Here is a 23,732-nt window from a genome sequence, read left to right as displayed (position 1 = left end):
TCAAGCCCTCAGTGGATGAAACGCCGGATGTTCACGCAAAGCCGCCACCGTGAAATCAACAAAACTGCGCACCCGCATCGAAGCGTTGCGCCCCTCGCGGTAGACCACATGCACCGGCAGCGGCGGCGGTTCATGGGCCTGCAATACCCGACGCAATTGGCCGTTTGCCAAGTGCTCGTGGACCGGGTAACTCAGGCACCGGATCAACCCTGCGCCCTGCACTGCCGCATTGATCGCGCCCTGCACGGTGGTGCAACCGAGGCGCGCTCGGGCCTTGATGCTGGAGGCCAGGAAATCCCATTGCACCCCGTCCGAATAGGCCTGGCTGGCGACCAGTCGATGTCGCTTGAGCGCCTCGGGTTGCAGTGGCTCGCCATGGGTTTCCAGGTAGCCAGGGCTGGCGCACACGATGTTGCGCACATGGCCCACAGGCCGCGCAATCAGGGATGACCCGGGCAGTTCTCCCACCAGGACCGCCACGTCCAGGCCGTCTTCATTCAGGTTCGGATAATGATCGTGGTAATGGGCAAACATCCGGACGCCGGGATAGCGCTCCAGGTAGTCGGCCAACAGCGGCGCCATCACATACCGGCTGAACAGAAACGGAAAAAACACCCGCAGATTCCCCTCGGCCTGCGCATGCGCGCCCTGGGCAGATGCTTCGGCGGCGCTCACGCCATCAAAGATGCGTGAACAGTCCGCCAAAAACCTCGCCCCTGCTTCGGTGAGGCGAATGCCCCGGGTGTTGCGCTCCAGTAACTGCACGCGCAAGCGCGTCTCCAGCCGGTCAATCGCGCGGATCACAGTGGGCCCCGAGATGCCCAGGCAGCGGGCAGCCGCAGCCAGGCTCGGCTGCCGGGACAGCGTCCGGAAAATCTGCATGTCGCGATAGCGGTCCATCAGGCCGGCCGCTGCATCGACGGGTTGAGCGCAGCATCTTGCCCCAGCCGGCTGACCAAAAAATTCACGAACGTGTTGACCTTCGCCGGTACCCGGGCGCTGTTCTGGAACACCACATGGATCGGCAATGCCGGCGGCTCGAAGTCTTGCAGGATGATTTCCAGTGCGCCTGCACGCACGTCGCTGGCCACCTGATAAGACAACACCCGCGTGACGCCCCAGCCCAGGCGCGCCAGGTTGATTGCCGCGTTGTTGGCGGTGACCACCAGGCGTGGCTCAACGGCCACGCTCAATGGCTGGTTGCTCTCCCTGAACTGCCATTCGCTGACCAATTGGCTGGAGGACGACGTGACAATCTTCGCCTCCCGCAGTTGCCCGGGGTGCAGTGGCCGACCGTGCCGCTCAAGGTAAGCCGGCGCGGCGCATACCACGCGGCGCACTTCACCGACCTTGATCGCCTGCTGGCCGTTTTCCTGCAAATGCCCGATGCGCACGGCCACGTCGACGCCTTCGTCGGTCATATTGATCACACGGTCCACCAGCAAGGCGTTGATGCTGACCTGGGCAAATTGGTCCAGGTACTCCCCCAGGATCGGCGCGACGAACAATTCGCCGAACAACACAGGCGCGGTGACCGTCAAGTGCCCCCATGGGATCGAGAAGCTACCGGCTGCTGCTTCTTCGGCCTCAACCAGCTCCGCGAGAATGCGCCGGCAATCATCCAGATAACGCTGGCCAGCCTCGCTCAGGTGCAGGCTGCGGGTGGTGCGCGAGAGCAACTGCGTGCCGATACGCGCCTCCATCGCAGCAATCGCACGGGTCACGCTGGGGGGCGAGATTTTCAGGCGCCGGGCCGCCGCGGCAAAGCCCTGTTCTTCGGCGACTGCGAGGAAAATCTGCATTTCCTGGAAACGGTCCATGAGCCCCCTTAATCGAATGTAGTCCACCAAACCAGTGGCTTGGGAGCGGTTGTGGCGAGGGAGCAAGCTCCCTCGCCACAAAATCTTCAAGCCTTCGCCAGGCCCACGGCGGTGCGTTGCATACCGACAAAACCCGGCAGCGCCTCGATACTGCCCAGCCAGGCGCGAACCTGCGGATAGTCGCTCAACGAGACGTTACCTTCCGGGGCATGGGCGATGTAGGTGTAGTGCGCGATATCGGCAATCGTCGGCAGGTCACCGGAGAGAAAACGGCTCTGCCCCAACTGTTGCTCCACCACGCTGAGGAACCCATGGGAACGGCTGATGGTCGCCTCGGCATCCAGTGCGGCACCGAACACGGTGATCAATCGAGCCGCAGCCGGACCGGTGTGCAGCGGCCCCGCCGCTGCCGAGAGCCAACGCTGTACACGGGCCTGGGCCAAAGGCTCGGTCGGCAGCCACTGGGTGTTGCCATATTGGCCGGCGAGGTACACCAGGATTGCATTGGAGTCCGCCAGCACCACACCGTTGTCATCGATCACCGGCACCTGGCCGAAGCTGTTGAGGGTGGTCAGGAACTCGGAGGTTTTGTGGGCGCCTTGCTTCAGGTCCACCAGTACCAGCTCGGCGGGTACGCCCAGCAGCGACAGCATCAACTCGACCCGGTGGGAATGGCCAGACAAGGGGTAACGGTACAGTTTGATCATGACAAGCTCCGCGATGTGCCAGGGACTCGACCCGGTAATCGTGTCGATGGCACTTATCTTCCACCGCTACGGCACGCAGCAGAATAGCCAGTTTTTACAATCCAGCATTTCACCAGATGAAATAATCACTCGCCAAACAACTCGTCGATCAGGTTGAACACGGTGGTTTTCACTGCGCTGTCGAGTTCGGTCCAGGCCAGGCCGGTCCTGGCCCGGAACGCCCCCAACTCCAAGTGCCTGGATACACAATTGGCCGGCAACGCCCGAGCCGCCTGCTGCGGCAACACCCCCACACCCAACCCGGCCGAGACCAGCGCCAGCATGGTGGTGAACTCTCCGAGTTCAGAGGCGATCTCCAGGGGCGCGCCCACGGCCTGGACGAACTCGTCGTAGAACCCTGGGGCATACCGTCGGGCCAGGATGAACACCGGGACCTTAAGCAAGTCGGCCGGCTGAATGGCTGTCTGAGCCGCCAACGGATGATCAATGGGCAAGGCAACCACAAAGCTTTCCTGCAACACCGCGCGGGTCTGCACGCCGGGATAGGCCGCCGGCAAACGCATCAGGCCGAAATCCAACTGACCGTTTTTCAGCGCCGTCGCCTGATCCGGGCCGGGCATGTCCTTAAGTTCCAGTTCAATTCGCGGGTAGCGCTGATGCATCGCGCGAATCAATCCCGGCAGCAATTCAGGCAAGACTGACGAGACAAATCCCAGGCGCACCCGGCCGATTTCCCCACGGTTTGAAGCACGGGCGGCATCGGCGGCGCGAGTGGCCTGGTGCAGGGTGGCCTGGGCCTCGGGGAGAAACACCCGCCCGGCTTCAGTCAGCGTCACCGAGTGCCGGTTGCGGTCGAGCAAGCGCACGCCCAAGCCGCTTTCGAGCAGCTTGATCTGCATGCTCAGCGCCGGTTGCACGATCGACAGCTGCGCCGCCGCCCGGCCGAAATGCAGTTCCTGGGCTAGCACGACAAAGGCGCGCAGGTGTTTGAGTTCCATCATGAGGCTCCGGTTATCACCGTTTTTGATCACTGGATCACAAATGAAAATTGGACGCTGAACCCGGGCTGCGGTGAAGTTAGGTCCGTCATGCACGATATGACAGGGTTTGGCCTATAACAATAAGGACGGCACCTCGGACTCGGATTGTTAGTGTTGATCACCTGTTTCAGCCACGGGAAATCTCTCCATGCAAAGCGTTTTAGACAACTTCCGCCTCGATGGCCGCCTGGCCTTGATTACCGGTTCCAGCGCCGGTATCGGTCTGGCTATCGCCCGTGGCCTGGCCCAGGCCGGCGCGCGGGTGGTGCTCAACGGGCGTAATCGCAGCACCTTGCGTGACAGTGCCGCGTTGCTGGCGGCGGAAGGCCTGGAAGTCCATACCCAGGGGTTCGACGTCACCGATGGCGCAGCGGTGTTGGCCGCCGTGGCAGATATCGAAGAGCGCCTGGGCCCGCTGGACATCCTCGTGAACAACGCCGGCATGCAGCGGCGCGGACCACTTGAGGATTACAGCGAAACCCACTGGCGCGAATTGATGAGCACCAACCTCGACAGCGCCTTCCTTGTCGGCCAGGCCGTGGCCCGGGCGATGATCCCGCGCAAGCGTGGGCGCATCATCAATATCTGCTCGGTACAAAGTGAATTGGGCCGCCCGGGTATTGCGCCGTATGCCGCCAGCAAAGGCGCGCTGAAGATGCTCACCAAAGGCATGGCCATTGATTGGGGCCAACACGGCCTGACGGTCAATGGCATCGGCCCCGGCTACTTCAAGACCGAACTGAACGCCAACCTGGTGGCCAACCCCGAGTTCAGTGACTGGCTGGTGCAACGCACGCCGAGCCGGCGCTGGGGTGACGTCGCCGAACTGGCGGGCGCTGCGGTGTTCCTTGCCAGCGATGCGGCGAGTTTCGTCAACGGTCATATCCTGTACGTGGACGGTGGCATCACCGCCTCGTTGTAACCCGGAGAATTTCATGCACGCTATCGTCTGCCATGCCTCGAAGGACCTGCGGGTAGAACCGCAAACCGAACCTCACACCCTCGGCCCCGACCAGTTGCGGGTGCGCATTGCCCGGGGCGGAATTTGTGGCTCGGACCTGCACTACTACCAGCACGGCGGCTTCGGCACTGTGCGCCTGCGCGAGCCGATGGTGCTGGGCCATGAAGTGTCGGCGGTGATCGATGCCGTGGGCAGCGAGGGTGGCCCGTTCAAAGTCGGCCAACGCTTGTCGGTCTCGCCGTCGCGGCCTTGCGGGGGTTGCCGTTATTGCCATCAAGGGCTGCCGAACCATTGCCTGAACATGCGCTTCTACGGCAGTGCGATGCCCTTCCCCCACGTGCAAGGCGCGTTTCAACAGTCCCTGGTGATCGAAACGCACCAGGCGCACCTGCTGGCCGATCATGTCAGCCTCGCCGAAGGTGCGATGGCCGAACCCTTGTCTGTGGGTTTGCATGCGATCCAGCGCGCCGGAGCGATCTTCTGCAAGCGGGTGCTGGTGACCGGCTGCGGCCCTATCGGCAACCTGTTGATCGGCAGCCTGCGGGCCGCCGGTGCGGGGGAAATTGTCGCCGTGGACCTGGCCGCCGGGCCGTTGGCCTGCGCCGAGAAAATGGGCGCCAGCCGTACCCATAATCTGGCGGAAGACGCCGACGCGTTGAAGCCCTACATCGGCGAAAAAGGCTACTTCGACGTGATGTTCGAAGTCTCCGGCATCGCTCAGGCCCTGCGCAACGGCCTGGAGTGCATGGCCCCGCGCGGCGTACTGGTGACGGTCGGCCTGGGTGGCGAAGTCTCGCTGCCGCTTAACCTTTTGGTAAGCCGTGAAATCGACCTGCGAGGCACCTTCCGATTCCATTCGGAGTTCGCCCAGGCGGTGGATTTGCTGAATCGCCAGGTGATTGATGTGCGCCCGGTGATCTCCCACACCGTGCCGTTCAGCGAGGCGGTGAAGGCGTTTGAACTGGCGGCGGACAAGAGCCGGGCGATGAAGGTGATGCTGGATTTCGGTGTGGGTGATTGAACCGGGTGTATATCCGTTATTTGGGTATCGGCCGCTTATGGTTCCGCTCTTACAGCGGCTCACTTTTGAAAAGCGCAAAAGTAAGCAAAACGCTCTTGCCCCACCACTCGGCACCTCGCTTAGGCTCGGTGTGCCCTCACTCCGGCTTTGGAGCGTGGGTAACCCGGCGTCCTGCCGGGTTACCCACGCTCCAAAGCCTGCGTTCGGCCAGCGTGGTTTAACGGGGCGCCTAAGATCAAGATCAAGATCAAGATCAACAGCAAGAGCACAGCGGCCTCCCGGCCGGCTTGAGTGTTGAAGAGCAAAAGCCAAATCAAAAGCTAAAGCGGGCACGGTCAAATGTGGGAGCTGGCTTGCCTGCGATGGCATCAACTGGGTGTACCTGATGCACCGAGTTGTCTGCATCGCAGGCAAGCCAGCTCCCACAGAAAAGCAGAGCTGCATCAGCTTCAGATTTGGCTTTCGCTCTGGATCTTGCCTTTGCTTTTAACACTCAAGCCGGCCGGTAGGCCGCTGTGCTCTTGCTGTTGATCTTGATCTGACTGCCCCAATAAGCCCGAGGCCGAACGCAGGTATTGCGGAGCGGGTAAACCGGCAGGACGCCGGTTTAGCCGCGCCGGGCCATGGATGGCCCGTCGCGGCGGCCCGCGGAGCAATGCCGGAGTGAGGGAACGCCGAGCCCTAGCGAGGCGCCGACAGGCGGGGCAGAGCCCTTTGCTTACTTTGGGGCTTTTCCAAAGTGAGCCGCTGTAAGAGCGGAACCATAGGCGGCCGTTACCGAAGAAACGGATATGTACACAGTAGAGCCCCCCAAAAAAACCTACCCCCCCTCAGGGTCACACCCGCTCTTCAAGCCGGTAGCGCAAAAACCGATGCCCCGGAGAAAACAACCTCCGGTAGGTAAGCAACACCGCACCTACCGTGCCCAACGCCGACGACGCAGCGATCAAAAACATAATCACGATCTGATAACGCACCGCGTCCACCGGGCTTTCTCCCGCCAGCACCTGACCAGTCATCATCCCCGGCAGGCTGACTATCCCCACCACCGTCATCTGGTTCAGCGTCGGGATCATCCCCGCCCTGACCGCCTGGCGAATCGCATCCTGCGCCGCCTCCCAGCGTGAACCGCCGAGGGCCAGGACCATCTCGATGGTGTTGCGCCCCGAGGTCAGTTCCTGGGTCATGCGCTCAATCCCGAGGGACACACCAGTGAGGGTATTACCAAGAATCATGCCGAGGATCGGAATCGCATACTGCGGCTCGTACCACGGGTGAATCCGGATGATCGCGAACAAGCCGATAGCCGTCACCAACCACGAACTGCCCCACACCGACACAATGCTGTCAGCCCGCTGGCCGGCATAAGTCCGCTTGCCGCGCCCGGCGGCCGAGAGCCCGGCGATCAGGGTCATCAGGCACATCAGCGGCAACACCACGTACCAGTAGGCGAACTCGAACACCCAGCCCAGCAGGTAACCAATCGCCAGCAACTGCACCACCGTGCGTACGGCAGCCCAGAACAGCTGACGTTCCAGGCCCAAACGCAACAGCAGTGACAGCGCGCCGTTGATCAGGATCAGCGAGGCGGCGATGGCCATGTCCAGTGCCGTGAGGTCGTGATAATTCATGGCTGCACGGCCTCCGTCAGCACGCCGGCGTCCATATGCAGGCGGGTGGTGCTCATGCGTTGTGCCTGCTCAAGGTCGTGGGACACCCAGATATAGGCGTGGTCGTGATCCGCTTCGACCCAGGCGTTGATCAGCGCCTCGACTTCCCGGGATGACGCCGGGTCGAGAGCGGCGGTGGGTTCGTCCAGCAGCAACACATCGGGATTGAGTTGCAGGGTACGGATCAGCGAAACCACCTGGGACTCACCGCCGGACAAGTCCCCGGCGTTTTTTGCCAGGAAGCCCGATTCTTTCCCCGCGTGGGCCAGCAGTGCCTTGACGGCCTCCGCATCGAAACTGAGGTGGTGCAAGGCCTTGAGGCTGTAGGGGAAACGCAGGTTGTCTTCCACGGTGCCCTCGATCAGCGCCGGGCGTTGGGCGAGATAGCTGATATAGCTGCGGTACTGGGGGATTTGCGCGTTGGCGATGGGTTGGCCGTGCCAGAGGATTTCCCCTGAGCTGGGCGCGTCGAGCAAGGCAAGTGCCCGCAGGAATACGCTTTTGCCGGAGCCGGATGAGCCGGTGATGGAGATACGGTCGGCGCGGTGCAACTGGAAATCCGTAGGGTGCAGCAGTTGAAGCTGACGGCGCTCGTCCATACGCGTGAGCGCCCGGGTTTCTACTAATACGCTCATGGACTTGATGATCCCTGTTCCTGATTTAGACGCAATGGTAAGACAGGGCACGTCCCCCGTGGCGAGGGAGCAAGCTCCCTCGCCACAACAAGCCCCCTCGCCACAGATGCTTCAGCGCTTGGGCTCAAGCGACACCAGCCGCGGCTTGAGCGATTTCTCCTGCACCTCAAGCAGCGCCAGGGTCACCGGCAATTTGAAGCGGCGCCGCCCTGCACTGCCGGGGTTGAGAAACAGCCGGTCGCCGCGCCACTCAATCAGTGGCTTGTGAGAGTGTCCGGTAATCACCAGCCGGATGCCCGGATCCAGCGCCTTCGGCACATCGGCGATGTCATGCACCAGCAGCGCCCGCCAGCCATTCAGCTCGAAATCCAGGCGGTCAGCCAGGTGCTCTGCCCAGGCCGCGTCCAAATCGTTATTGCCCCGCACCACATGCAACGGCGCGATCGAGGCCAGCAACTCAAGAATTTCCGGGCTGCCAATATCCCCGGCGTGAACAATCTGCTCGCAGCCTTCCAGGGCCGCCAGGGCCTCGGCGCGGAGCAAGCCGTGGGTATCGGAAATCACACCAACTTTCATGAACGTCTCCTGTGCAAACACCGGCGCTCAACGCCGGGCGGCTTGCAATCAATCATTGCACTGCCTATATTTCCCGCCTGGCGCCATCTACGCCACCATCCGCGGAAAGGGCTGCGCCCAAGACCTTGACTGAATATCACATTTCTACGACTCCCAACCTTAAAGCGGACAAGGTTTGTGCAAGGAGATCGTATGTCGCAATCATTCTCGTCCGCTAACGGCCGTATCAACCTTGAGCAGCAACGCAAGCGCGCCAAGGAGCTTTTGCTGCGCCTGAAAAGCGCCGATGCCGCTGCTACGCCCATCTTGTCCGAGGCTCAATGGCTGATCGCCAAGGAACTCGGGTTCCCCAGCTGGCCCAAGCTTAAAGCCCACGTTGATGCAGTGGATTTTGCCGCCCGCCATCCGGGTTTCGAAGCGAGCGATGAAGCCCGCACCACCCACTGGCGCTGCGGCAGTGACATTGCCCACAGCCTGGGCGTGGCGGGGTTCAAGGGGCACTTTCGGATGCTGATTGATCCGCTGTGCATGGGCCCGGTCCAGGACCTGCCAGCCGAGCAATACCAGGTCGTTCGCAGCCGCTATATCAGCCAGGTTTTTGCAATGGACGAGCCCGAAGTGTCCCGCCGGCATGCAGACGAATACAAGCATCTTGAGCAACTGGGCAACGCCGGTCATAGCGTGTTGTGGTGTGAGGCGGATGCTTACGATCAGTTGTTCCTGATTCGTGCACTGGCGGGGCTTGAGCAATTGCCTGAAAAGCTCGAGCTGATCGAGGTCGACCGTATCCCCGGCGTGCAACGCTTTATCGGCATTGGCCAACTGGCGCCTGAAGTGCTGGCGTGGCTGTGGCCACAACGTCGGCGGGTCGATGAGGACATGCTGAATCTGGCGCGGCAGGCCTGGCTGGCGTACTGCGACAGTTCGCCGGTCAAGCTGGCGGAACTGGCCCAGGGCAACCACACAGCCCTGCCCTTCCTGGCCCCGGCGTTGCGTCGGCAGTTGCAGGAGTTACCGGGTGTGCGGGACGGTTTGTCACTGACCGAGCGCCTGTCCCTGCACTACGTGGATGAGGCTGGGCCTGTGGCGTTTGGCAGGGTGTTTGCCGAGTTGATGGGCAAGCGCGAACCGCTGCCGTACCTGGGGGACATGATGTTCCATGCGCTGATGCGGCCACTGATTGACGGTGCTAATCCGTTGCTGATCGAGTCCGAGACTCAACTGCCGTGGCCTCAACGTTTGTTGGCGCTGACTGCGTTGGGTCGTCAGGTTCTAAGCGGTACGGCTTACTGGCCGGACCATGCCACCCAGGAACGCTGGATCGGCGGTGTTTGCATCCGGCCTGGCGAGGATCACTGGACGATTGACGAGGATCTCGTTCCCGCCTACAAGCTCCGGCCTCTCTAACGAAAGCCGGGGATATCCGTTGCCTCGGTAACGGATATCCACCCGGCAGGTCCAGTGAATTTCACACCCGTGAAAGCTTGTGACTTGTTGCCAACAAACCCGTTTTCACTCGCTTGCAGCCCCTACTATCGAGTCCTCGTGCGCCCCTCACATGGACTGAACCGATGATCACCCGCCCCGAAAAACCCGCGTCGCCCCGCGTCGATCAACCCAACACTCCCGAGCGGGTTTTCGACGCCGTCCTGAACAAAGCCAAAGTCCTGGCCAGCACCGGGCCGGGCGACAAAACCCTTAAGCCCGAGGACTACAAGGAAGTCACCGCCCTCCCGGCCAAGCTCGACATCGACAAGCTCAAGGTCATCTCCCAGGACAAAGACGCCGGGGTGATCTACTTCGAACAGGACGGCGCCAAATACAAGATCAGTGCCGAGGGTGCAGCCAACGCCCAGGACGGTTTCGACGTATTGAAAAACCTGCGCTTCGGCCATGCCGTGGCCCCGGTCAACCAAGGCGGGCCCGACGAAGGCACGCCGCTGTATACCTTCCTCCAGACCCTGGCCGAAATCCAGGGCACCCCGGCCGGCAAGGCCATCGTCGAAAGCCTGAAGAATCCCGACCAGCAACTGCTGCGCGAGGACGACGACGGCGTACGCCTGGCCAATATCAAATCCGTGGGCAAGGCCGAAGACGGCATCCTCAAGGTGACCCTGGAAAACGGCCAGACCCTGGTCATCTCCGAATTGCTCACGCCGCAAGCCTTCAGCACCTACACCCAGGCCGGGGTGACCAAGGAGGCGCTGAATGACGGCAAGGCCAAGGGTTATGAAGCAGTCACCAGCCTGCCGGGAGACCTCGATTTCAGTCAGTTGAAAGTGGTGTCCGAAGACAGCAGCGCCGGGGTGATCCTGTTTGAACACCAGGGCCACAAGTACATGATCAGCAAGTCCGAAGCCGACCTGCCGCAACCCGGCGCCGACCTCAGTAACCCCAACCCCAATGCCGGCGGGCCGTTCTACAACTTCCTCCACGCCGTGCGCGCCAGCGAGGGCTCGCAGGCCTTCGACTACATCAAGAACGCCCAGTCCCTGCCCGGCCAGGCACTGCTGCGCAAGGACGAAGCCAGCCTGAAACTGGGGGACATCAGCAAGGTCGACAGGCCCATGGACGGCATTCTCGTGGTCAACCAGGCCGACGGCAAATTGCTGGTGGTGTCCAAGGACATCACCCCCGAAGCCTTCGCCGCCTACACCACCAAGGGCCAAACCCTGGCCGGCATCGAGAAGGCCAAGGGCGACGGCTACACCCTCGCCGCTCCGGACGCGTACCTGCCCTCCACCGAAGACATCATGAGCGTCGGCGGCGCCGGTGATTATGGCCCCGGCCTGATCGCCTTCACCCAGCACAAGCCGGGGGGCAGCGAAGAGAAAATCGTGGTGTCGGAAGACAGCAACCCACAGCTGTTCGAGCAGATTTCCAGCTACCGCAGCGACATCGCCGCGCAGACCACCGACGTCGACAAACTGCGCACCGACAACGGCCTGCCGCCCCTCAAGGATGTGTCCGTCGACAACCTGACCACCACCGAGAAAGACGAAAGCGGCAACCCGCTGTCGGTGCAGGACCTGTCGATGAAAACCCTGGTGGACAGCTACCGCGCCGGGGTCAAGGACGGCAGCATCGGCAAGGACGACCCACGCGCCAAGTTTCTGCGGGCGGTGGAAGCCCGAAGCATGGCCGACAATGGCATGTCGATCATCCCCGAGCACGGCTTCGGCAACCAGGGCATCGCCACCACGCCCATCGACGTGACCTCGCGGGACGTACGCGACAACATCTTCGACACCAAGGCCATCGACCAGACCATCAACGACCTGCTGGGCGACCCGACCATCCAGCACGACATCAAGGCCAACCACGACGCGGCGCTGGGTAAGGTCGACGGCGGCCAGCCGAAAGTCGACGAGACCAGGCAGCGCCTGATCGACAGCACCTCCTCGGAGAACTTCACCCAATACATCAAGTCCCTGCAAGACAGTGGCAAGACCGAACTGGCCACCCAGGAAATCCAGACCGCCTACACCGCCCTGGCCGATATCGACCCGGCCAAGGCCGACAATTTCCTGCAAAACCTGCAAATCGACGGCTACACCGACGCCGTTGAAAAGCTGATGGACGACCCGACCAAAATCTCCGACGACAACACCGCCCTGGCCACCACCGACAACACGATGGCGATCCTGTCGATGCTCAAGGGCGGCGCCGACGGGCTGCCGCGCCAGGCGCTGGGGGTGTATTCGAAGTTCGTCGACCAGTTGCTCAAGGACAAAAACGCCGCCGCCGACTTCGGCAAGGCGATGATTTCCCTCGGCGATACCTGGCAGAAAAACGGCGTGATCAGCTTCAGCGACATCGACAAGGCGGTGAGCAAGGAAATCATGCCGGGCCTCAGCGAAGAGAACCGCAGTGCCTTCGTGAAGAACCTCAACTTCCTCAAGGACAACGGCGTACTCGGCTCGGTGGGCGGCGCGATCGGGATGGGCCGCATCGTCTATCAACTCGCAGGCCAGGGCGGCAAGCTCGCCGACACGCCGATGAAGCGCCTGGGCATCGCCAACGACTTCCTTGGCTTCCTCGGCACCGGCTCACACTTCGCCACGCTGGGCTTGAAGGTCTACGACAAGCTGCGCGGCACCAACGCCTACAAACTGATGGGCTTCGACCGTTCCCTGCCCGACCTGTGGGCCAAGCCCGGCGAGGGTTACCACGCGCTGCCCAAGGACGCCGAGGCGGTGCAGAAGAAGTACTTCGACATCGTCGACCAGGCCATGGACGACGGCAAGGACGTGGGCAAGGCCCTCAACAGCGGCGGCTGGAGCGACGAAGGTGCGAAGAAGGTCCAGGAAGGGATCGAAAAAGGCATCGCCAGCCGCGGTGGCGTGGCCGGTGCAGGCTTTGGCGCGAAGTTCGCCAGCAGCGCGATCAAGGTGATCGGCATGGCCACCGACGTGGCGGGCGGTGTGATCAGTGTGGTCCAGGCGGCGTTTACCTTGCGTGATGGCGTGCGCGAGAAAGACCCGGTAAAAATCGCCTCCGGCTCACTGTCCATGGCCGGCGGCGTCAGCAGCCTGGTGGCGGCTGGCGGCGGCGTACTCACCACGCTGGGGGTGACCGGGCGAATCATTCCGTTCCTGGGTCCGGTGGGCTTTTTGATCTCCGGCGCGTTGTCGTTTGTCGGGGCGATCCTGAGCACGGTGCAGTCCCACAAGCTGCACAAGATTTCGATGCAGAACTGGAACCAGATCCAGGACTTCAAGCAGGACGGATTGCTCAAGCCCAACGGGGATGAGGCATATGTGTGGTTGCAGACGTATCTGTCCGACTGGGGCCAGCGGGATGCGCCGCAGGACCAGAGTATTTTTGATTTCCGCAAGGAAGAGTGGGATGCCCGCTCCAGTATTCGTGGTGGCGACCATCGGCGGGACCATCCGGACTTTATCGGCGACGGGAATAACCGTAACTCAGAGGACTACAAGTACTCGCTGAAACCGTCGGAATGGACCAATGAAAACCACGACATCGTCTGGCGGGTGGGAGATGGATATGGCGGTGAGTATCACGATGTAGACAAGCCCTGAGTGCCCCGCCCCCCCGTAGAAACCCTGTGTGGCCGACCGGCTCCCACAGGGTTCAGGATCGGGGGGGTGTGCTTAGCGGCGCGCCAGGTGAGCGGATGCCAGCTGTGCGTTGCGATAACCGATAATGCCGTCCTGCCTGCCGTTGTCATCGATGGAATCCAATGCGTGGCTCACATGAGGCCGCTTGACGATTTCTCGGGCAAGCAACGTCATGTTGTCCTGCGCCCAGTTGCCGCTCATCTCGCGCCCCGCCATTTTGAAGATCTGCCCAAGGTCTGCCACACCATTTCTTTGCGGGTTGCCGAACTCCTTGTAGTTATTGCCAAACGCCAGCGCCACGCTGGAGTCCGACATACTGCGATAAATATTGAGCGGCGAAGAACCGTATGGGTTTGGCCTGCCAGGTTGCGGGCGGCAGGGTTGTGAGTAGCAAGGGTCAGGCGGCGGGCAGTCCGATAACTTGTTGGCCGCGTTCTTCGGATTATTCCGGCCAATAATGCCGTCCCGATGACCGCCGTGGTCCACCGAGTCCAGCTCATTCATCACGTTATCGCGCTTGAGTACCTCCCTGGCCAGCATCGTCAGGTTGTCCCGCTGCGGGTATCCCGTCAGTGGCCGCTCGGCAACCTCGCGAATTTTTCCTTGTGTCGCATTGCTTGAACCCGACGGCCTGAAGGCATCGAAGTTCTTGTCAAACGCCAGGGCCAGGGCCGCGTCTGAATGCCGGGCATAGGCGTTGCCAGAGGGGCGATGCGCGTGCTGGGAGTGACCGTTGAGATACGAGTGCTGTGTGTGAGGTGCACTGAATGAATGGGTTAGCGTCATGATTGAATTTTCCTGGTCTGTTCGACATACCTGCCCTGCATGCCGTCGGAAAACGGAGTAGCGGCAGACTGTTGCTCTGTGGCGCAGCGGTCGGCATCGGTTCCAGCGCTGCCCGCCGGCCTCAGATCAACCGTGCCGCCACCAACCAGTCCGCCACCGCCTGGAACGACGCATCCGGTACCGGATCTCCCGGCACGGTCTTCCTGGCAATCGCCTGCGCCAGGTTGTTGTCCGGTGCCTGCGGGATGCCCAGGTCAAACGCCTCCTGCAACATCCCCAACGCCTCCTCCGGCGACGCCCGGCACACCACCACCGGCACCGGCGTTTCTCCACGCACATAGCGCACGCCAATCACCCAGCCGTCGGTGGTGCCGATCATCATCGACGCCCGGCCCAGCCCCAGCTTGGTGGCCAGCGCCTGCATCTCCTGGCGCTGACGCCGGCGCTCGCTCTTGATCAGCGGGTCACCATCAATGTCCTTGCGCTCGCGCTTGGTCTCGCTGCGGGTCATTTTCATGTCCCGGCCAAACAGCCAGCGTTGCATCAACACATCCACCCCGCCCACCAGGATAAAAGCCGCCAGTACGGTAAACACCAGCGGCTTGAGCACCAGGAAAAACGTCGACTCAATACACCCCGCGCCACACCGCGACGACTCCATCAATGCCTGCAACGCGTGCCGCCCCACCACGTAGAACGCCACGGCCAGCACGTGCACCTTGATCAGGCCCTTGATGAATTCCACAAAATTGCGCAAGGCGAACAACTTCTTGAAGCCTTCCGCCGGGTTGATGCGCTTGAACTCCGGCTTGATCGGCTCCACGGAAAACACAAAGCCGCGCATGGTGATGATATTGGTCAGGATCACCACCCCGGTGGTCACCGCCATCACCGGCAGGGTGATGCCGATCACCAGTTGCTCGGCATGGTCCAGCACCCGTGGCCACACCGTGGCGAAGGGTTCGATGTAGATCTGCGCGGTCAGGTCGATCAGCGCGGTGACCTGGGCCTGGGCCCGGGGTGCGAGGATGGAAATGCACAGGGTGCAAAACAGGATGACCATGCCCGAGACCAGGTCCTGGCTCTTGGCGACCTGACCCTTCTTGCGTGCGTCCTTGAGCTTTTTGTCCGTGGCCGGCTGGGATTTTTCTTCGCTGGTATCGCCCATGCGCTACTCCATGCCCGCCAGGGTTTTCAGCAGCTCCACGGTGCCGCGAAACTCTGCCAGTTGGTCCAGCATCAGCGGAATCAGGAAGCCGATGTAGATCACCATCAGGATCGAGAAAAACAGGTTTTTCACCGGCAGCGACAAGTCAAAAATGTGCAGGTTCGGCGCCATCCGCGACAGGTACGCCAGCATCAGGTCAGTGACCAGCAGCGAGATGATCAGCGGTGAGACCATCAGCACCCCGACGCGCATGATCTGGTCAAGGATCGACAGCACCGCCAGCAACGCCGAGCTGGCAAACACCGGGGTGAACGCGGTCACTGGCCACAATTGGTAGCTGTGGTAATAGCCGTCGACCATCAGGATAAAACCGCCGGACATGAAGAACAGCGTGATCAACATCACCGTCAGCAAGGTCGACATCACACTCGACTCCCCGGTGGACAACGGGTCCACCAGTTGCGCCATGGTCGAACCGCGCTGCAGGTCGATCAACTCCCCCGCCACTTCCGCCGCCCAGAACGGGATGCCGAACAACAGGCCGATCAGGATGCCGATCAGGAATTCCTTGATCAGCAACCCGGCGATAAACAGGCTGCCGTGGTTCGGCATCGAGGTCATGGCGTCGAACACCGGCATGAACATCGGGATCGAAATCGCCACGGCCACGCAGCCGCGAATCATCCCGGTGAGCCCGAGGCGGTTGAACGCCGGGGTGATCACCACCACGCCCATGGCCCGGCAGGCCGCCAGCGAGGCCGAGCTGATCACCGGGTAGGCGACTTCGAGAAACTGTGCGGTAAGGCTGGCATCCATGGGGGGTCAGCGCGTCCACAGCGGGAAGTTATCCAGCACCTGGCTGCCGAGTTCCGCCACTTGCCCGGCCAGCACCGGCCCCAGGAACACGATGGTCAGCAGCACCGCCACCAGCTTCACTACCTGGGGCAAGGTCTGGTCCTGGATCTGGGTCAGCGCCTGGAACAGGCCCACGCTCAAGCCGACGATAATCGCTACCCCCAGCGCCGGCGCAGAGAGCATCAGCACGGTCATCAGTGCCTGTTTCATCAATGACAGGAAAACGTCCTGGCCCATGGGTCGTGCCTCAGCCGTAACTCAGAATCAAACCGTGCATCAGGCGCGACCAGCCGCTCAACGACACGAACAGGAAGATTTTCAGCGGGATCGAAATCAGGTTAGGTGAGACCATCGACATGCCCATCGCCATCAGCACGTTGGACACCAGCAAGTCCACCACCAGGAACGGGATGTACAGCAGGAACCCGATCTCGAAGGCCCGGGTCAGTTCCGAGCTTACGAACGCTGGGATCAGCACCACCAGGTCGTCATCCCGCAGGTCGGCACGGGCTTCCGGCGACCAGATGGTCTCGGTGGCCTGCACGAAAAAGCCGCGCTCGGACTCATTGGCAAACCGCGCCAGGTGCGCCTGTAGAGGCGGGCGCAAGGCGTCGCCGAGGTCCTTGAGTTGCTCGACGTGCTCGATGTTCAGGTCGCGCCCTTCCACCTGGCGGTACATGTCGCCAATCAACGGCGTGGTGACGTACACCGAGAGAATCAGCGCGATGCCGTACAGCACCAGGTTCGGCGGCGTTTGCTGCACCCCCAGGGCGTTGCGGATCAGGAACAGCACCACCGAGATTTTCATGAAGCCGGTGAGGGTCACCACCGCCAGCGGGATCAACCCGATGGTGGCAACCACCAGGATGATCTCGATCAGGTTCGGCTGATAACCGGTCATGGGGTGGCGAAACTCAGCAGGCGTACGCCCAGGCCATCACCGATCTTCACCAGTTGGCCCTGGCCGACGCGGCGGCCGTTGACCATCAGGTCCACGCCATCCACCGTCGGCGTATTCAGTTGCAGCAGGCTGCCCGCCCCCAGCTCCCGCAACTGCGCCAGGGTCAGTTCCAGGCTGCCGACCTGGCACACCAGCTTGAGGGGTAAATCGTCCAGGGCCGCAGCGGCATCGACATCAGTCATTGTGTTCTCCATGTCCAAAAGGGGCGATTTCAAAGGTTCCTGCAGCTGCAGCGATGAGCCGTCGCGCTGGCAGCGAGCTTGCAGACGGCCCTCAAGGTCCAGCAGCAGGCCGCTGCCGGGCTCGAGCATCAACACGTCGCCGGGCCGCAGGCTGCGCAACTCGCCGAGGCTCAGCCATTGCTGTCCCGTGAGCACCGAGAGTGTCTGGCGCAACGCGGGTAATGGGTCGGCTTGGACCCGGCCGTGTTGCTCCAACAACTGCGCCACCAGGAGCGCGGCGCTTTCACTCAGGTCCAGTTGGGCGGCCATTGGCGGGGTGTTGCCGAAGGTCAATGTGAGCGCCAGGTGCACGGGGTAAGACCGCGCATCGTCACTGGCTTCGAGCAACTGCACGGGGTGGCCGAGCAACGGTTCGAGGCGCTCAATCAGATCCAGCACGGCCAGTTCCAGCAGCAGCGAACGCGGCAATGACGGCAGCACCTGCGCATCGAACTGCAACGCCAGCGGCACCAGCACTTGCTCCACAGCGGCGGCGGACAGACGCAGGCGCACCGGTGATTGCCCGAGCAGCAGCTGCACATCCCGAGGCGATTTCAGCGGCTGGGGATCGGCGGCCCAGGCGACACTCAAGTCCTGCCCGGCACAACGGCCCTGCCACGCATGGCGCCGGCGGTGCAGTTGGTTATGCACCGTGAGCAGCGCCGGGTCGAAGTGTTCAAGCCAGGGTGCCAAGGGATCGGCAAGGGCCACGATCATGTGCCGAGTCCTTGTTCTTCAAGCAGCTCACCGGCGACCCGCTCGCAGCTTTCGCGCCCGTCCAGCAGGCTTTGCCAGGCGTCGGACTGGCGCTGGCGGCTCAGGCGCTCCTGGCGAAACAGCTCACGCTCGCGCTCCTGGGTTTGCAGGGTGCTGGAGACGTGGCTGACGTCGCCTTCAAGCAAGCGCTCATCGTCGGACAAGCCTCGCAGGCGATCCTGGGCGGCCTGCCAACTGGCCACCGACAAGCCCTCTGTGAGTGAGGCGTAAATCTCGCCGGCTTCACGGGCAACGGCTTCACGGTGCAAGCGCAATTGCTCCTTGGCATCAGTCAGGGCGCCGTGGGTTTGCGCGCAACGTTGCTGTTGCGCCGCCAACTGGCTCGCCGCCCGTTGTTCCCGCAGCACCCGCAGAGTTTGCAGGGTGCGCAGTTGTTCAGTCTTCATCGGTTCTTTTCTCCATCGTCATACCAACAGCGCACTCACTGAGTGCATGAAGATCGAATGTGGGAGCTGTAGAGCCCCGGCAACACTGCAACATCGATGTCAGCAGTGCTGCCGCCATCGCAGCCTCGCTAAAGCTCGACAGCTCCCACACTGGACCTTGCTGCGCTTTCGGGCTCATGCCAGCACCTGCCGCATGCGGATCAAGGAGTGCATGAAGATCAAATGTGGGAGCTGTCGAGCCCCGGCGAAGCTGCGATAGCGGAGGGTCAGGCAACATCGATGTCGGCTGTGCTGACGCCATCGCAGCCTCGCTAAAGCTCGACAGCTCCCACACTGGATCTTGCTGTGCTTTCAGGCTCATGCGAGCACCTGGCGCATGCGGGTCAAGGTGTGCATGCAGATCAAATGTGGGAGCTGTCGAGCCCCGGCGAGGCTGCGAAAGCGGTGGGTCAGGCAACATTGATGTTGGCTGCACTGACGCCATCGCAGCCTCGCTAAAGCTCGACAGCTCCCACACTGGATCTTGCTGTGCTTTCAGGCTCATGCCAGCACCTGCCGCATGCGGGTCACGGTGTGCATGCAGATCAAATGTGGGAGCTGTCGAGCCCCGGCGAGGCTGCGAAAGCGGTGGGTCAGGCAACATTGATGGTGGCAGTGCTGCCGCCATCGCAGCCTCGCTGAAGCTCGACAGCTCCCACACTGGACCTTGCTGTGCGTTCGGGCTCATGCCAGCACCTGCCGCATGCGGATCAAGGTGTGCATGAAGATCAAATGTGGGAGCTGTCGAGCCCCGGCGAGGCTGCGATAGCGGTGGGTCAGGCAACATCGATGTCGGCTGTGCTGACGCTATCGCAGCCTCGCTGAAGCTCGACAGCTCCCACACTGGATCGCGCTGTGCTTTCGGGCTCATGCGAGCACCTGGCCCATGCGGATCAAGGAGTGCATGAAGATCAGTCGAGCCCCGGCGAGGCTGCGATAGCGGTGGGTCAGGCAACATCGATGTCGGCTGTGCTGCCGCCATCGCAGCCTCGCTGAAGCTCGACAGCTCCCACACTGGACCTTGCTGCGCGTTCGGGCTCATGCCAGCACCTGCCGCATGCGGATCAAGGTGTGTTCGGGGCTGCTGGGTTCGTCGGCGTTCTGGCGCAGGAAGGCTTCGATCGCGCCATGGCGGGTGATTGCTTCGTCGGCCAGCGGGTCGCTGCCGGCGGAGTACTCGCCGACGCGGATCAGCATTTCGATTTCGCCGTAACGCGCCATCAGTTCTCGGATACGCATTGCCAGACGTTTATGTTCCTCACCCGCCACCTGCTCCATCAACCGGCTGCGACTGCGCAGCACGTCCACCGCCGGGAAGTAGTTGCGCTGGGCCAGTTCGGCACTGAGGGCGATGTGCCCGTCGAGGATCGAACGCGCTTCCTCGGCCACCGGATCGCTGGCGGCGTCGCCTTCGGTAAGCACGGTGTACAGCGCGGTGATACTGCCGGTGGGCCCCGGGCCGGCGCGTTCCAGCAACTTGGGCAAGGTGGCGAAAAACGACGGTGGATAGCCGCGACGTGTCGGTGGCTCACCCACGGCCAAGCCGATTTCACGCTGGGCCCGGGCGAATCGTGTGAGGCTGTCCATCAACAGCAATACATTGCGGCCCTGGTCGCGGTGGTACTCGGCCAGGGTGGTGGCGACAAACGCCGCACGCACCCGCTCGGCCGCCGGGCGGTCGGAGGTGGCGACGACAGCAACGGTGCGTGCGCGGGCCGTGGCGTCCAGTTGCACGTCCAGCAGTTCGCGCACTTCCCTGCCCCGCTCGCCGATCAAACCGATGACAATCACATCGGCCTCGCTGTTGCGGATGATGCTCGCCAACAACGAAGATTTGCCCACACCGGGCTCGCCGAAGATGCCCATGCGCTGGCCCTGGGCGAGAGTCAGCAAGCCGTCGATGGAGCGAATGCCCAACGCCATGGAGCGCACGATCAATTGCCGGGAGAACGGTGCCGGTGGCTCGGCATGCAAGGGGTAGGTCTGCAAGTTCAGGGTTGGCGGTACACCGTCGCCGTCGAGAAACTCGCCCATGGGGCTGATCACTCGTCCGAGTTGCGCATCACCTACCGCCACACCCAGGCTTTCGCCGGTGGCAATGATTTGCGTGCGGGTCGACAGGCCTTCCATGGAGCCGATGGGCGACAGGATCGCTTCGTCGCCATCAAACCCAATCACTTCGGCACTGAGGCTGCGGCCACTCACCGGGTCGCGCAAATGGCACAGCTCACCGATGCTCGCCCCCGCCACGCTGGCCCGCAGCAACACCCCGCGAATGCTCAGCACCGTGCCCTGCATCGGACGCAAGCGGGCCTGGGACAGCCGCTCGGTCAGACGCGGCAGCAGTTGACCGAGGTTCATGCCACGCCCTCTTCGGCAAAGGGCAGCAGGCTGCGGCGCAGGGTTTGCAGCTGCGCTTCCAGCCCCAACTCAACCGAGCCCGCCGGGCTGCTGAGGCGGGCCTGCCCGGCGCCCAGTTGCGCATCGGCCTCCACGGCGATGCCGTCCTTGAGCAACTGTGGGCGCAGGGCATTCACTTCGGCCGGTGGCACCCATAAGGTCAGCGCCTGGCCTTGGCGAAACGCGCTCAACGCCTGGCGTGTACAACGCACCACGCGGTCGGTGTCGTCCAGCTCGCCGAGCACTTCACGCACGATACCCAGGGCCAGGTCCGCCAGCGACGCCTCAAGCCCGGCCAGGTAATGCTGGACCTTGGCCTGGGTCTCCAGCAGCAGCTGCGCGACCTGTTCGGCGCCTTCCCGGCGGGCGCTCTCAAAGCCTTCGGCACGTGCGGTGTGCAGCCACTGGTCGCTGTCGGCCTTGATCTGCTCGGCGTGTTCCTTGGCAGCTTGCACGAAGGCGAAACCATCGGTCCACAAGGCCGCTTCGTCGGCACGCAAAATCCGTACGGCGGGACGGTTGGGTAATTCACTCATGAGCAAGCTCCTCGGCGAGCAACTGGGCGGCGACGGTCTGGACAATTTCCAGGTCGCGGGGCAGGCGCCCGCTATAGCCTTTGGGTGCGACAAAACGCAGGGGCAACCAGCCTTGCAACTCGGCGGGCTGGGCTTGCAGCCAGGCGGCGACACAGGTGAGGCCATCGCGGTCGATGGCGTCGATCAACTCGGCGGGCTCGCGCAGCAGGTCGGCCGCGCCGCCCAACTGCCGGTTCGCCAGGGCCAGGGCAAAGGCTTCCTGACCGAGGCCTTCGCGCAGTTCATTGACCACTTCGCGGCGGATCTCCCGGCTCAAGGTCGAGGCATGCCAGATCGCGCCACACAGCCTGGGCAATCGCTCAAATTGCCCCGGGCTCAGCAGCAACACCGGCAAATCGGCGGCGGGTGGCGTGACCAGATGCGCCAGCGGCGCCAACTGATAATGGCTGGCCAGCAACTGCTCCAGGCGCGACCGAAAACGCGGCTGCCCGTGCAAGGCTTGCAGCACCTCGAACGGCAGGCCTTCGCCGAAACACTCGCCGAGGCTTTGCTCGCGCACAAACTGCAACGGCTGGGCGATCAGGCCCTGCCAACGCTCAACCAGGCTCATTCACCCTCCTTCAGCACATACAACGCCTGGGACTGGCGCCGCGCCCAGTGCTGACGGGCCAACACACCGCACGCGCCGAGAGCGACCAGCAGCAAACCGCCGAACAGCAACCGCGCCTGATTGAGGTTGTCTTCCAACAGCCACAGGCCCATGAAGCGCGTCAATCGCGGTTGCGCGGGGTTCTGGCTGATGGACACGGCGGCCTTGATCGCCGTCACCGACACGCCGTCATAGCTCAGCCCGGAAATACCGTTGGCCACCAGGGTCTTGATCTGCGGGATCAACGTATTGATATCGGTGCCCGGGTCGTAGCGCACCAGCACCGAGGCTGACGACGGCGAAATCACCCGCTTGAGCAGGTCATTGTCCGGCAACACCACGTGTACCCGCGCCGAGACGATGCCGTCGATCTGCGACACCGAGTGGGACAGTTCTTCGCTCAAGGCGTAAATCATCTGCGCCCGCTCCTGCACCGGCGACGACACCAGGCCGTTGCCCTTGAACACCTCTCCCATGTTGGAAAAGCTCTGCTGCGGCAGGCCGGCGTTGTCCAGCAGGGTCATGGCTTCGGCGAAGCGCTGTTCGTCGACCACCACTTTCAGCTGGCCGTTGTCCTGCACCTTGCGCGTCGCCGGGATGCCGTCGCGCAGCAGCACCGCGACCATGGCGTTGGCGTCGCGCTCGCTGAGGTTGGTGTAGAGGTCCATGTCGCAGGCCTGCAAGAGGCTGGCGAGCATGCCGATCAGCAGCAGGCGCAGGGCACGATTCGGGCTTGGCATGGCGTTATTGACCCTTGAGCAGCGTGTTGGCGGAACCGGAAATCTGCGTCGCACCGCGCACCACCATCTGGGTTTCGATGGAGTAGTCGAACATCTTGCCCAGTGAATGGACGATCTGGTCGACCTGCTGCTCGGCGACTTTCTTGCCCGGCTCTGCGGAGGGAGAGGCACCCGTGGTGCGAATATCCGCAGCGGCCACTTGGGGCGGCGCCGACGGGTTATTGGTGAGCAAATCGGCGCGCTCGGAAAAGGTCCGGGAGCGGTCGATAAAACTGTTCAAGCGCTCCATCAGGCCCGAGCCGATCTGATGGGGGCTGGCGCCCTCGGGCATGCCCTTGGCCGTATTGGCCATGTGCTCGAACAGATTCTGCGAGGCCCCGGCGGGCCCCGCGCCGGCGGACGGCGGCAAGGCCGTGGCGCTGGCAGCGAGACTGATGGTCATGGGTGCGCCCTACTCTTCGTCGTCATCGGACATGGCGTCATTCAGCATTTCCTGCGCCTTGGGCATGATGATGAATTGACCGCCGATGGTGACCGCCTGGGTGATCAGGGCATCGGTGAATTCGGCGTCGGTCATCTCCGGTTTGTCGGCGCTCTTGGCGTTATCCACCGCGGCGTTGAACTTGGCTTCAGGGCTGGCGCCACCGGGGGCGAGGTTGCTGTCTACGGCGGTTACGGACATGGTCATGCTCCTTTACTGGGG

Annotated in this window: 25 protein-coding genes; 4 read left to right on the top strand and 21 right to left on the bottom strand. The window is 62.6% G+C overall.

Going from position 1 to position 23,732, the window contains the following annotated elements:
• The 4 genes from JFU58_RS18175 to JFU58_RS18160 form a co-directional block, all read right to left on the bottom strand.
• Positions 1 to 900 (bottom strand): LysR family transcriptional regulator, encoded by a 900-nt coding sequence (locus JFU58_RS18175; protein WP_201141482.1) that lies wholly within the window; start codon positions 898 to 900, stop codon positions 1 to 3.
• Complete coding sequence (locus tag JFU58_RS18170) at positions 900 to 1,820, bottom strand: LysR family transcriptional regulator (RefSeq protein ID WP_201141480.1); 921 nt, start codon at positions 1,818 to 1,820, stop codon at positions 900 to 902. Before JFU58_RS18170 ends, JFU58_RS18175 begins: the two co-directional genes overlap by 1 nt.
• Before the next feature lie 86 nt (positions 1,821 to 1,906).
• Positions 1,907 to 2,527 carry a glutathione S-transferase family protein gene (locus JFU58_RS18165; protein WP_093208178.1) on the bottom strand — a complete coding sequence of 207 codons (621 nt, stop codon included), beginning with the start codon at positions 2,525 to 2,527 and terminating at the stop codon, positions 1,907 to 1,909.
• A gap of 125 nt (positions 2,528 to 2,652) precedes the next feature.
• Positions 2,653 to 3,525: a LysR family transcriptional regulator gene (locus tag JFU58_RS18160; RefSeq protein ID WP_063028785.1), complete on the bottom strand. Its 873-nt coding sequence runs from the start codon at positions 3,523 to 3,525 to the stop codon at positions 2,653 to 2,655.
• A gap of 190 nt (positions 3,526 to 3,715) precedes the next feature.
• Between JFU58_RS18160 and JFU58_RS18155 the strand changes: the two genes are divergently transcribed.
• Together JFU58_RS18155 and JFU58_RS18150 are read left to right on the top strand one after the other, a co-directional pair.
• Positions 3,716 to 4,489, top strand: coding sequence for a glucose 1-dehydrogenase (locus JFU58_RS18155; RefSeq protein ID WP_201141478.1), 774 nt, complete (start codon positions 3,716 to 3,718; stop codon positions 4,487 to 4,489).
• 13 nt (positions 4,490 to 4,502) lie between these two features.
• The gene (locus JFU58_RS18150) at positions 4,503 to 5,549 is read left to right on the top strand and encodes an L-idonate 5-dehydrogenase (protein WP_201141476.1); all 1,047 of its coding nucleotides are present in this window, start codon (positions 4,503 to 4,505) and stop codon (positions 5,547 to 5,549) included.
• 836 nt (positions 5,550 to 6,385) lie between these two features.
• Here the strand turns inward: JFU58_RS18150 and JFU58_RS18145 are convergent.
• The 3 genes from JFU58_RS18145 to JFU58_RS18135 all read right to left on the bottom strand — a co-directional run bounded on the left by JFU58_RS18145 (position 6,386) and on the right by JFU58_RS18135 (position 8,430).
• Entirely contained in the window at positions 6,386 to 7,180 is a 795-nt protein-coding gene (locus JFU58_RS18145) for an ABC transporter permease (protein WP_201141474.1), read from the bottom strand.
• Positions 7,177 to 7,854: an ABC transporter ATP-binding protein gene (locus tag JFU58_RS18140; protein ID WP_201141472.1), complete on the bottom strand. Its 678-nt coding sequence runs from the start codon at positions 7,852 to 7,854 to the stop codon at positions 7,177 to 7,179. The genes JFU58_RS18145 and JFU58_RS18140 overlap by 4 nt, the downstream gene beginning before the upstream one ends.
• 111 nt (positions 7,855 to 7,965) lie before the next feature.
• Positions 7,966 to 8,430 (bottom strand): metallophosphoesterase family protein, encoded by a 465-nt coding sequence (locus tag JFU58_RS18135; RefSeq protein ID WP_093208161.1) that lies wholly within the window; start codon positions 8,428 to 8,430, stop codon positions 7,966 to 7,968.
• A gap of 192 nt (positions 8,431 to 8,622) precedes the next feature.
• On the opposite strand from JFU58_RS18135, the gene JFU58_RS18130 reads away from it, so the two are divergent.
• Positions 8,623 to 9,837, top strand: a complete 1,215-nt coding sequence (locus JFU58_RS18130; protein ID WP_201141470.1) for a DUF1835 domain-containing protein — start codon at positions 8,623 to 8,625, stop codon at positions 9,835 to 9,837.
• Positions 9,838 to 10,001: 164 nt separating this feature from the next.
• The gene (locus JFU58_RS18125; RefSeq protein WP_201141468.1) at positions 10,002 to 13,472 is read left to right on the top strand and encodes a hypothetical protein; all 3,471 of its coding nucleotides are present in this window, start codon (positions 10,002 to 10,004) and stop codon (positions 13,470 to 13,472) included.
• 72 nt (positions 13,473 to 13,544) lie between these two features.
• Here JFU58_RS18125 and JFU58_RS18120 read toward each other — a convergent pair whose 3' ends face one another.
• The 14 genes from JFU58_RS18120 to JFU58_RS18055 form a co-directional block, all read right to left on the bottom strand.
• The gene (locus JFU58_RS18120) at positions 13,545 to 14,297 is read right to left on the bottom strand and encodes a hypothetical protein (RefSeq protein WP_093208152.1); all 753 of its coding nucleotides are present in this window, start codon (positions 14,295 to 14,297) and stop codon (positions 13,545 to 13,547) included.
• Positions 14,298 to 14,418: 121 nt separating this feature from the next.
• A complete protein-coding gene (locus tag JFU58_RS18115) occupies positions 14,419 to 15,465 on the bottom strand; it encodes an EscU/YscU/HrcU family type III secretion system export apparatus switch protein (RefSeq protein WP_177026131.1) in 1,047 nt (348 codons plus the stop codon).
• A 3-nt stretch (positions 15,466 to 15,468) separates the two neighbouring features.
• Complete coding sequence (gene sctT, locus JFU58_RS18110) at positions 15,469 to 16,281, bottom strand: type III secretion system export apparatus subunit SctT (protein WP_003208312.1); 813 nt, start codon at positions 16,279 to 16,281, stop codon at positions 15,469 to 15,471.
• Positions 16,282 to 16,287: 6 nt separating this feature from the next.
• The gene (sctS, locus tag JFU58_RS18105; protein WP_003208314.1) at positions 16,288 to 16,557 is read right to left on the bottom strand and encodes a type III secretion system export apparatus subunit SctS; all 270 of its coding nucleotides are present in this window, start codon (positions 16,555 to 16,557) and stop codon (positions 16,288 to 16,290) included.
• 10 nt (positions 16,558 to 16,567) lie between these two features.
• Entirely contained in the window at positions 16,568 to 17,221 is a 654-nt protein-coding gene (sctR, locus tag JFU58_RS18100; protein ID WP_003208316.1) for a type III secretion system export apparatus subunit SctR, read from the bottom strand.
• Complete coding sequence (gene sctQ / locus JFU58_RS18095; protein WP_093208147.1) at positions 17,218 to 18,219, bottom strand: type III secretion system cytoplasmic ring protein SctQ; 1,002 nt, start codon at positions 18,217 to 18,219, stop codon at positions 17,218 to 17,220. Before sctQ ends, sctR begins: the two co-directional genes overlap by 4 nt.
• Positions 18,216 to 18,665 (bottom strand): hypothetical protein, encoded by a 450-nt coding sequence (locus JFU58_RS18090; RefSeq protein ID WP_017477027.1) that lies wholly within the window; start codon positions 18,663 to 18,665, stop codon positions 18,216 to 18,218. The genes sctQ and JFU58_RS18090 overlap by 4 nt, the downstream gene beginning before the upstream one ends.
• Complete coding sequence (locus JFU58_RS18085; RefSeq protein ID WP_201141466.1) at positions 18,655 to 19,209, bottom strand: hypothetical protein; 555 nt, start codon at positions 19,207 to 19,209, stop codon at positions 18,655 to 18,657. Before JFU58_RS18085 ends, JFU58_RS18090 begins: the two co-directional genes overlap by 11 nt.
• A gap of 533 nt (positions 19,210 to 19,742) precedes the next feature.
• Positions 19,743 to 21,065 carry a FliI/YscN family ATPase gene (locus JFU58_RS18080; protein WP_201141464.1) on the bottom strand — a complete coding sequence of 441 codons (1,323 nt, stop codon included), beginning with the start codon at positions 21,063 to 21,065 and terminating at the stop codon, positions 19,743 to 19,745.
• Positions 21,062 to 21,640 carry a FliH/SctL family protein gene (locus tag JFU58_RS18075; protein WP_201141462.1) on the bottom strand — a complete coding sequence of 193 codons (579 nt, stop codon included), beginning with the start codon at positions 21,638 to 21,640 and terminating at the stop codon, positions 21,062 to 21,064. Before JFU58_RS18075 ends, JFU58_RS18080 begins: the two co-directional genes overlap by 4 nt.
• Positions 21,633 to 22,250, bottom strand: a complete 618-nt coding sequence (locus JFU58_RS18070; RefSeq protein WP_201141460.1) for a type III secretion protein — start codon at positions 22,248 to 22,250, stop codon at positions 21,633 to 21,635. The genes JFU58_RS18075 and JFU58_RS18070 overlap by 8 nt, the downstream gene beginning before the upstream one ends.
• Entirely contained in the window at positions 22,247 to 23,029 is a 783-nt protein-coding gene (gene sctJ, locus JFU58_RS18065; RefSeq protein ID WP_177026133.1) for a type III secretion system inner membrane ring lipoprotein SctJ, read from the bottom strand. The genes JFU58_RS18070 and sctJ overlap by 4 nt, the downstream gene beginning before the upstream one ends.
• A gap of 4 nt (positions 23,030 to 23,033) precedes the next feature.
• On the bottom strand, positions 23,034 to 23,471 hold the full coding sequence (locus JFU58_RS18060) for a hypothetical protein (RefSeq protein ID WP_093208136.1): 438 nt from the start codon (positions 23,469 to 23,471) through the stop codon (positions 23,034 to 23,036).
• Between the two features lie 9 nt (positions 23,472 to 23,480).
• Entirely contained in the window at positions 23,481 to 23,711 is a 231-nt protein-coding gene (locus JFU58_RS18055; protein ID WP_003208330.1) for a hypothetical protein, read from the bottom strand.
• Positions 23,712 to 23,732 lie beyond the last annotated feature (21 nt).

This window comes from Pseudomonas sp. TH34, assembly GCF_016650865.1.
GTDB classification, from domain to species: domain Bacteria; phylum Pseudomonadota; class Gammaproteobacteria; order Pseudomonadales; family Pseudomonadaceae; genus Aquipseudomonas; species Aquipseudomonas yamanorum.
Note: the sequence above shows the minus strand (reverse complement) of the source record. Positions and strands in the feature narration are given on the sequence as shown.

What these genes read in the sequence shown, in the direction of transcription:
- JFU58_RS18175 (WP_201141482.1), bottom strand. Translation starts at nt 900, where the DNA reads ATGGACCGCTATCGCGACATGCAGATTTTCCGGACGCTGTCCCGGCAG.
- JFU58_RS18170 (WP_201141480.1), bottom strand. Translation starts at nt 1,820, where the DNA reads ATGGACCGTTTCCAGGAAATGCAGATTTTCCTCGCAGTCGCCGAAGAA.
- JFU58_RS18165 (WP_093208178.1), bottom strand. Translation starts at nt 2,527, where the DNA reads ATGATCAAACTGTACCGTTACCCCTTGTCTGGCCATTCCCACCGGGTC.
- JFU58_RS18160 (WP_063028785.1), bottom strand. Translation starts at nt 3,525, where the DNA reads ATGGAACTCAAACACCTGCGCGCCTTTGTCGTGCTAGCCCAGGAACTG.
- JFU58_RS18155 (WP_201141478.1), top strand. Translation starts at nt 3,716, where the DNA reads ATGCAAAGCGTTTTAGACAACTTCCGCCTCGATGGCCGCCTGGCCTTG.
- JFU58_RS18150 (WP_201141476.1), top strand. Translation starts at nt 4,503, where the DNA reads ATGCACGCTATCGTCTGCCATGCCTCGAAGGACCTGCGGGTAGAACCG.
- JFU58_RS18145 (WP_201141474.1), bottom strand. Translation starts at nt 7,180, where the DNA reads ATGAATTATCACGACCTCACGGCACTGGACATGGCCATCGCCGCCTCG.
- JFU58_RS18140 (WP_201141472.1), bottom strand. Translation starts at nt 7,854, where the DNA reads ATGAGCGTATTAGTAGAAACCCGGGCGCTCACGCGTATGGACGAGCGC.
- JFU58_RS18135 (WP_093208161.1), bottom strand. Translation starts at nt 8,430, where the DNA reads ATGAAAGTTGGTGTGATTTCCGATACCCACGGCTTGCTCCGCGCCGAG.
- JFU58_RS18130 (WP_201141470.1), top strand. Translation starts at nt 8,623, where the DNA reads ATGTCGCAATCATTCTCGTCCGCTAACGGCCGTATCAACCTTGAGCAG.
- JFU58_RS18125 (WP_201141468.1), top strand. Translation starts at nt 10,002, where the DNA reads ATGATCACCCGCCCCGAAAAACCCGCGTCGCCCCGCGTCGATCAACCC.
- JFU58_RS18120 (WP_093208152.1), bottom strand. Translation starts at nt 14,297, where the DNA reads ATGACGCTAACCCATTCATTCAGTGCACCTCACACACAGCACTCGTAT.
- JFU58_RS18115 (WP_177026131.1), bottom strand. Translation starts at nt 15,465, where the DNA reads ATGGGCGATACCAGCGAAGAAAAATCCCAGCCGGCCACGGACAAAAAG.
- sctT (WP_003208312.1), bottom strand. Translation starts at nt 16,281, where the DNA reads ATGGATGCCAGCCTTACCGCACAGTTTCTCGAAGTCGCCTACCCGGTG.
- sctS (WP_003208314.1), bottom strand. Translation starts at nt 16,557, where the DNA reads ATGGGCCAGGACGTTTTCCTGTCATTGATGAAACAGGCACTGATGACC.
- sctR (WP_003208316.1), bottom strand. Translation starts at nt 17,221, where the DNA reads ATGACCGGTTATCAGCCGAACCTGATCGAGATCATCCTGGTGGTTGCC.
- sctQ (WP_093208147.1), bottom strand. Translation starts at nt 18,219, where the DNA reads ATGATCGTGGCCCTTGCCGATCCCTTGGCACCCTGGCTTGAACACTTC.
- JFU58_RS18090 (WP_017477027.1), bottom strand. Translation starts at nt 18,665, where the DNA reads ATGAAGACTGAACAACTGCGCACCCTGCAAACTCTGCGGGTGCTGCGG.
- JFU58_RS18085 (WP_201141466.1), bottom strand. Translation starts at nt 19,209, where the DNA reads ATGAGCCTGAAAGCACAGCAAGATCCAGTGTGGGAGCTGTCGAGCTTT.
- JFU58_RS18080 (WP_201141464.1), bottom strand. Translation starts at nt 21,065, where the DNA reads ATGAACCTCGGTCAACTGCTGCCGCGTCTGACCGAGCGGCTGTCCCAG.
- JFU58_RS18075 (WP_201141462.1), bottom strand. Translation starts at nt 21,640, where the DNA reads ATGAGTGAATTACCCAACCGTCCCGCCGTACGGATTTTGCGTGCCGAC.
- JFU58_RS18070 (WP_201141460.1), bottom strand. Translation starts at nt 22,250, where the DNA reads ATGAGCCTGGTTGAGCGTTGGCAGGGCCTGATCGCCCAGCCGTTGCAG.
- sctJ (WP_177026133.1), bottom strand. Translation starts at nt 23,029, where the DNA reads ATGCCAAGCCCGAATCGTGCCCTGCGCCTGCTGCTGATCGGCATGCTC.
- JFU58_RS18060 (WP_093208136.1), bottom strand. Translation starts at nt 23,471, where the DNA reads ATGACCATCAGTCTCGCTGCCAGCGCCACGGCCTTGCCGCCGTCCGCC.
- JFU58_RS18055 (WP_003208330.1), bottom strand. Translation starts at nt 23,711, where the DNA reads ATGTCCGTAACCGCCGTAGACAGCAACCTCGCCCCCGGTGGCGCCAGC.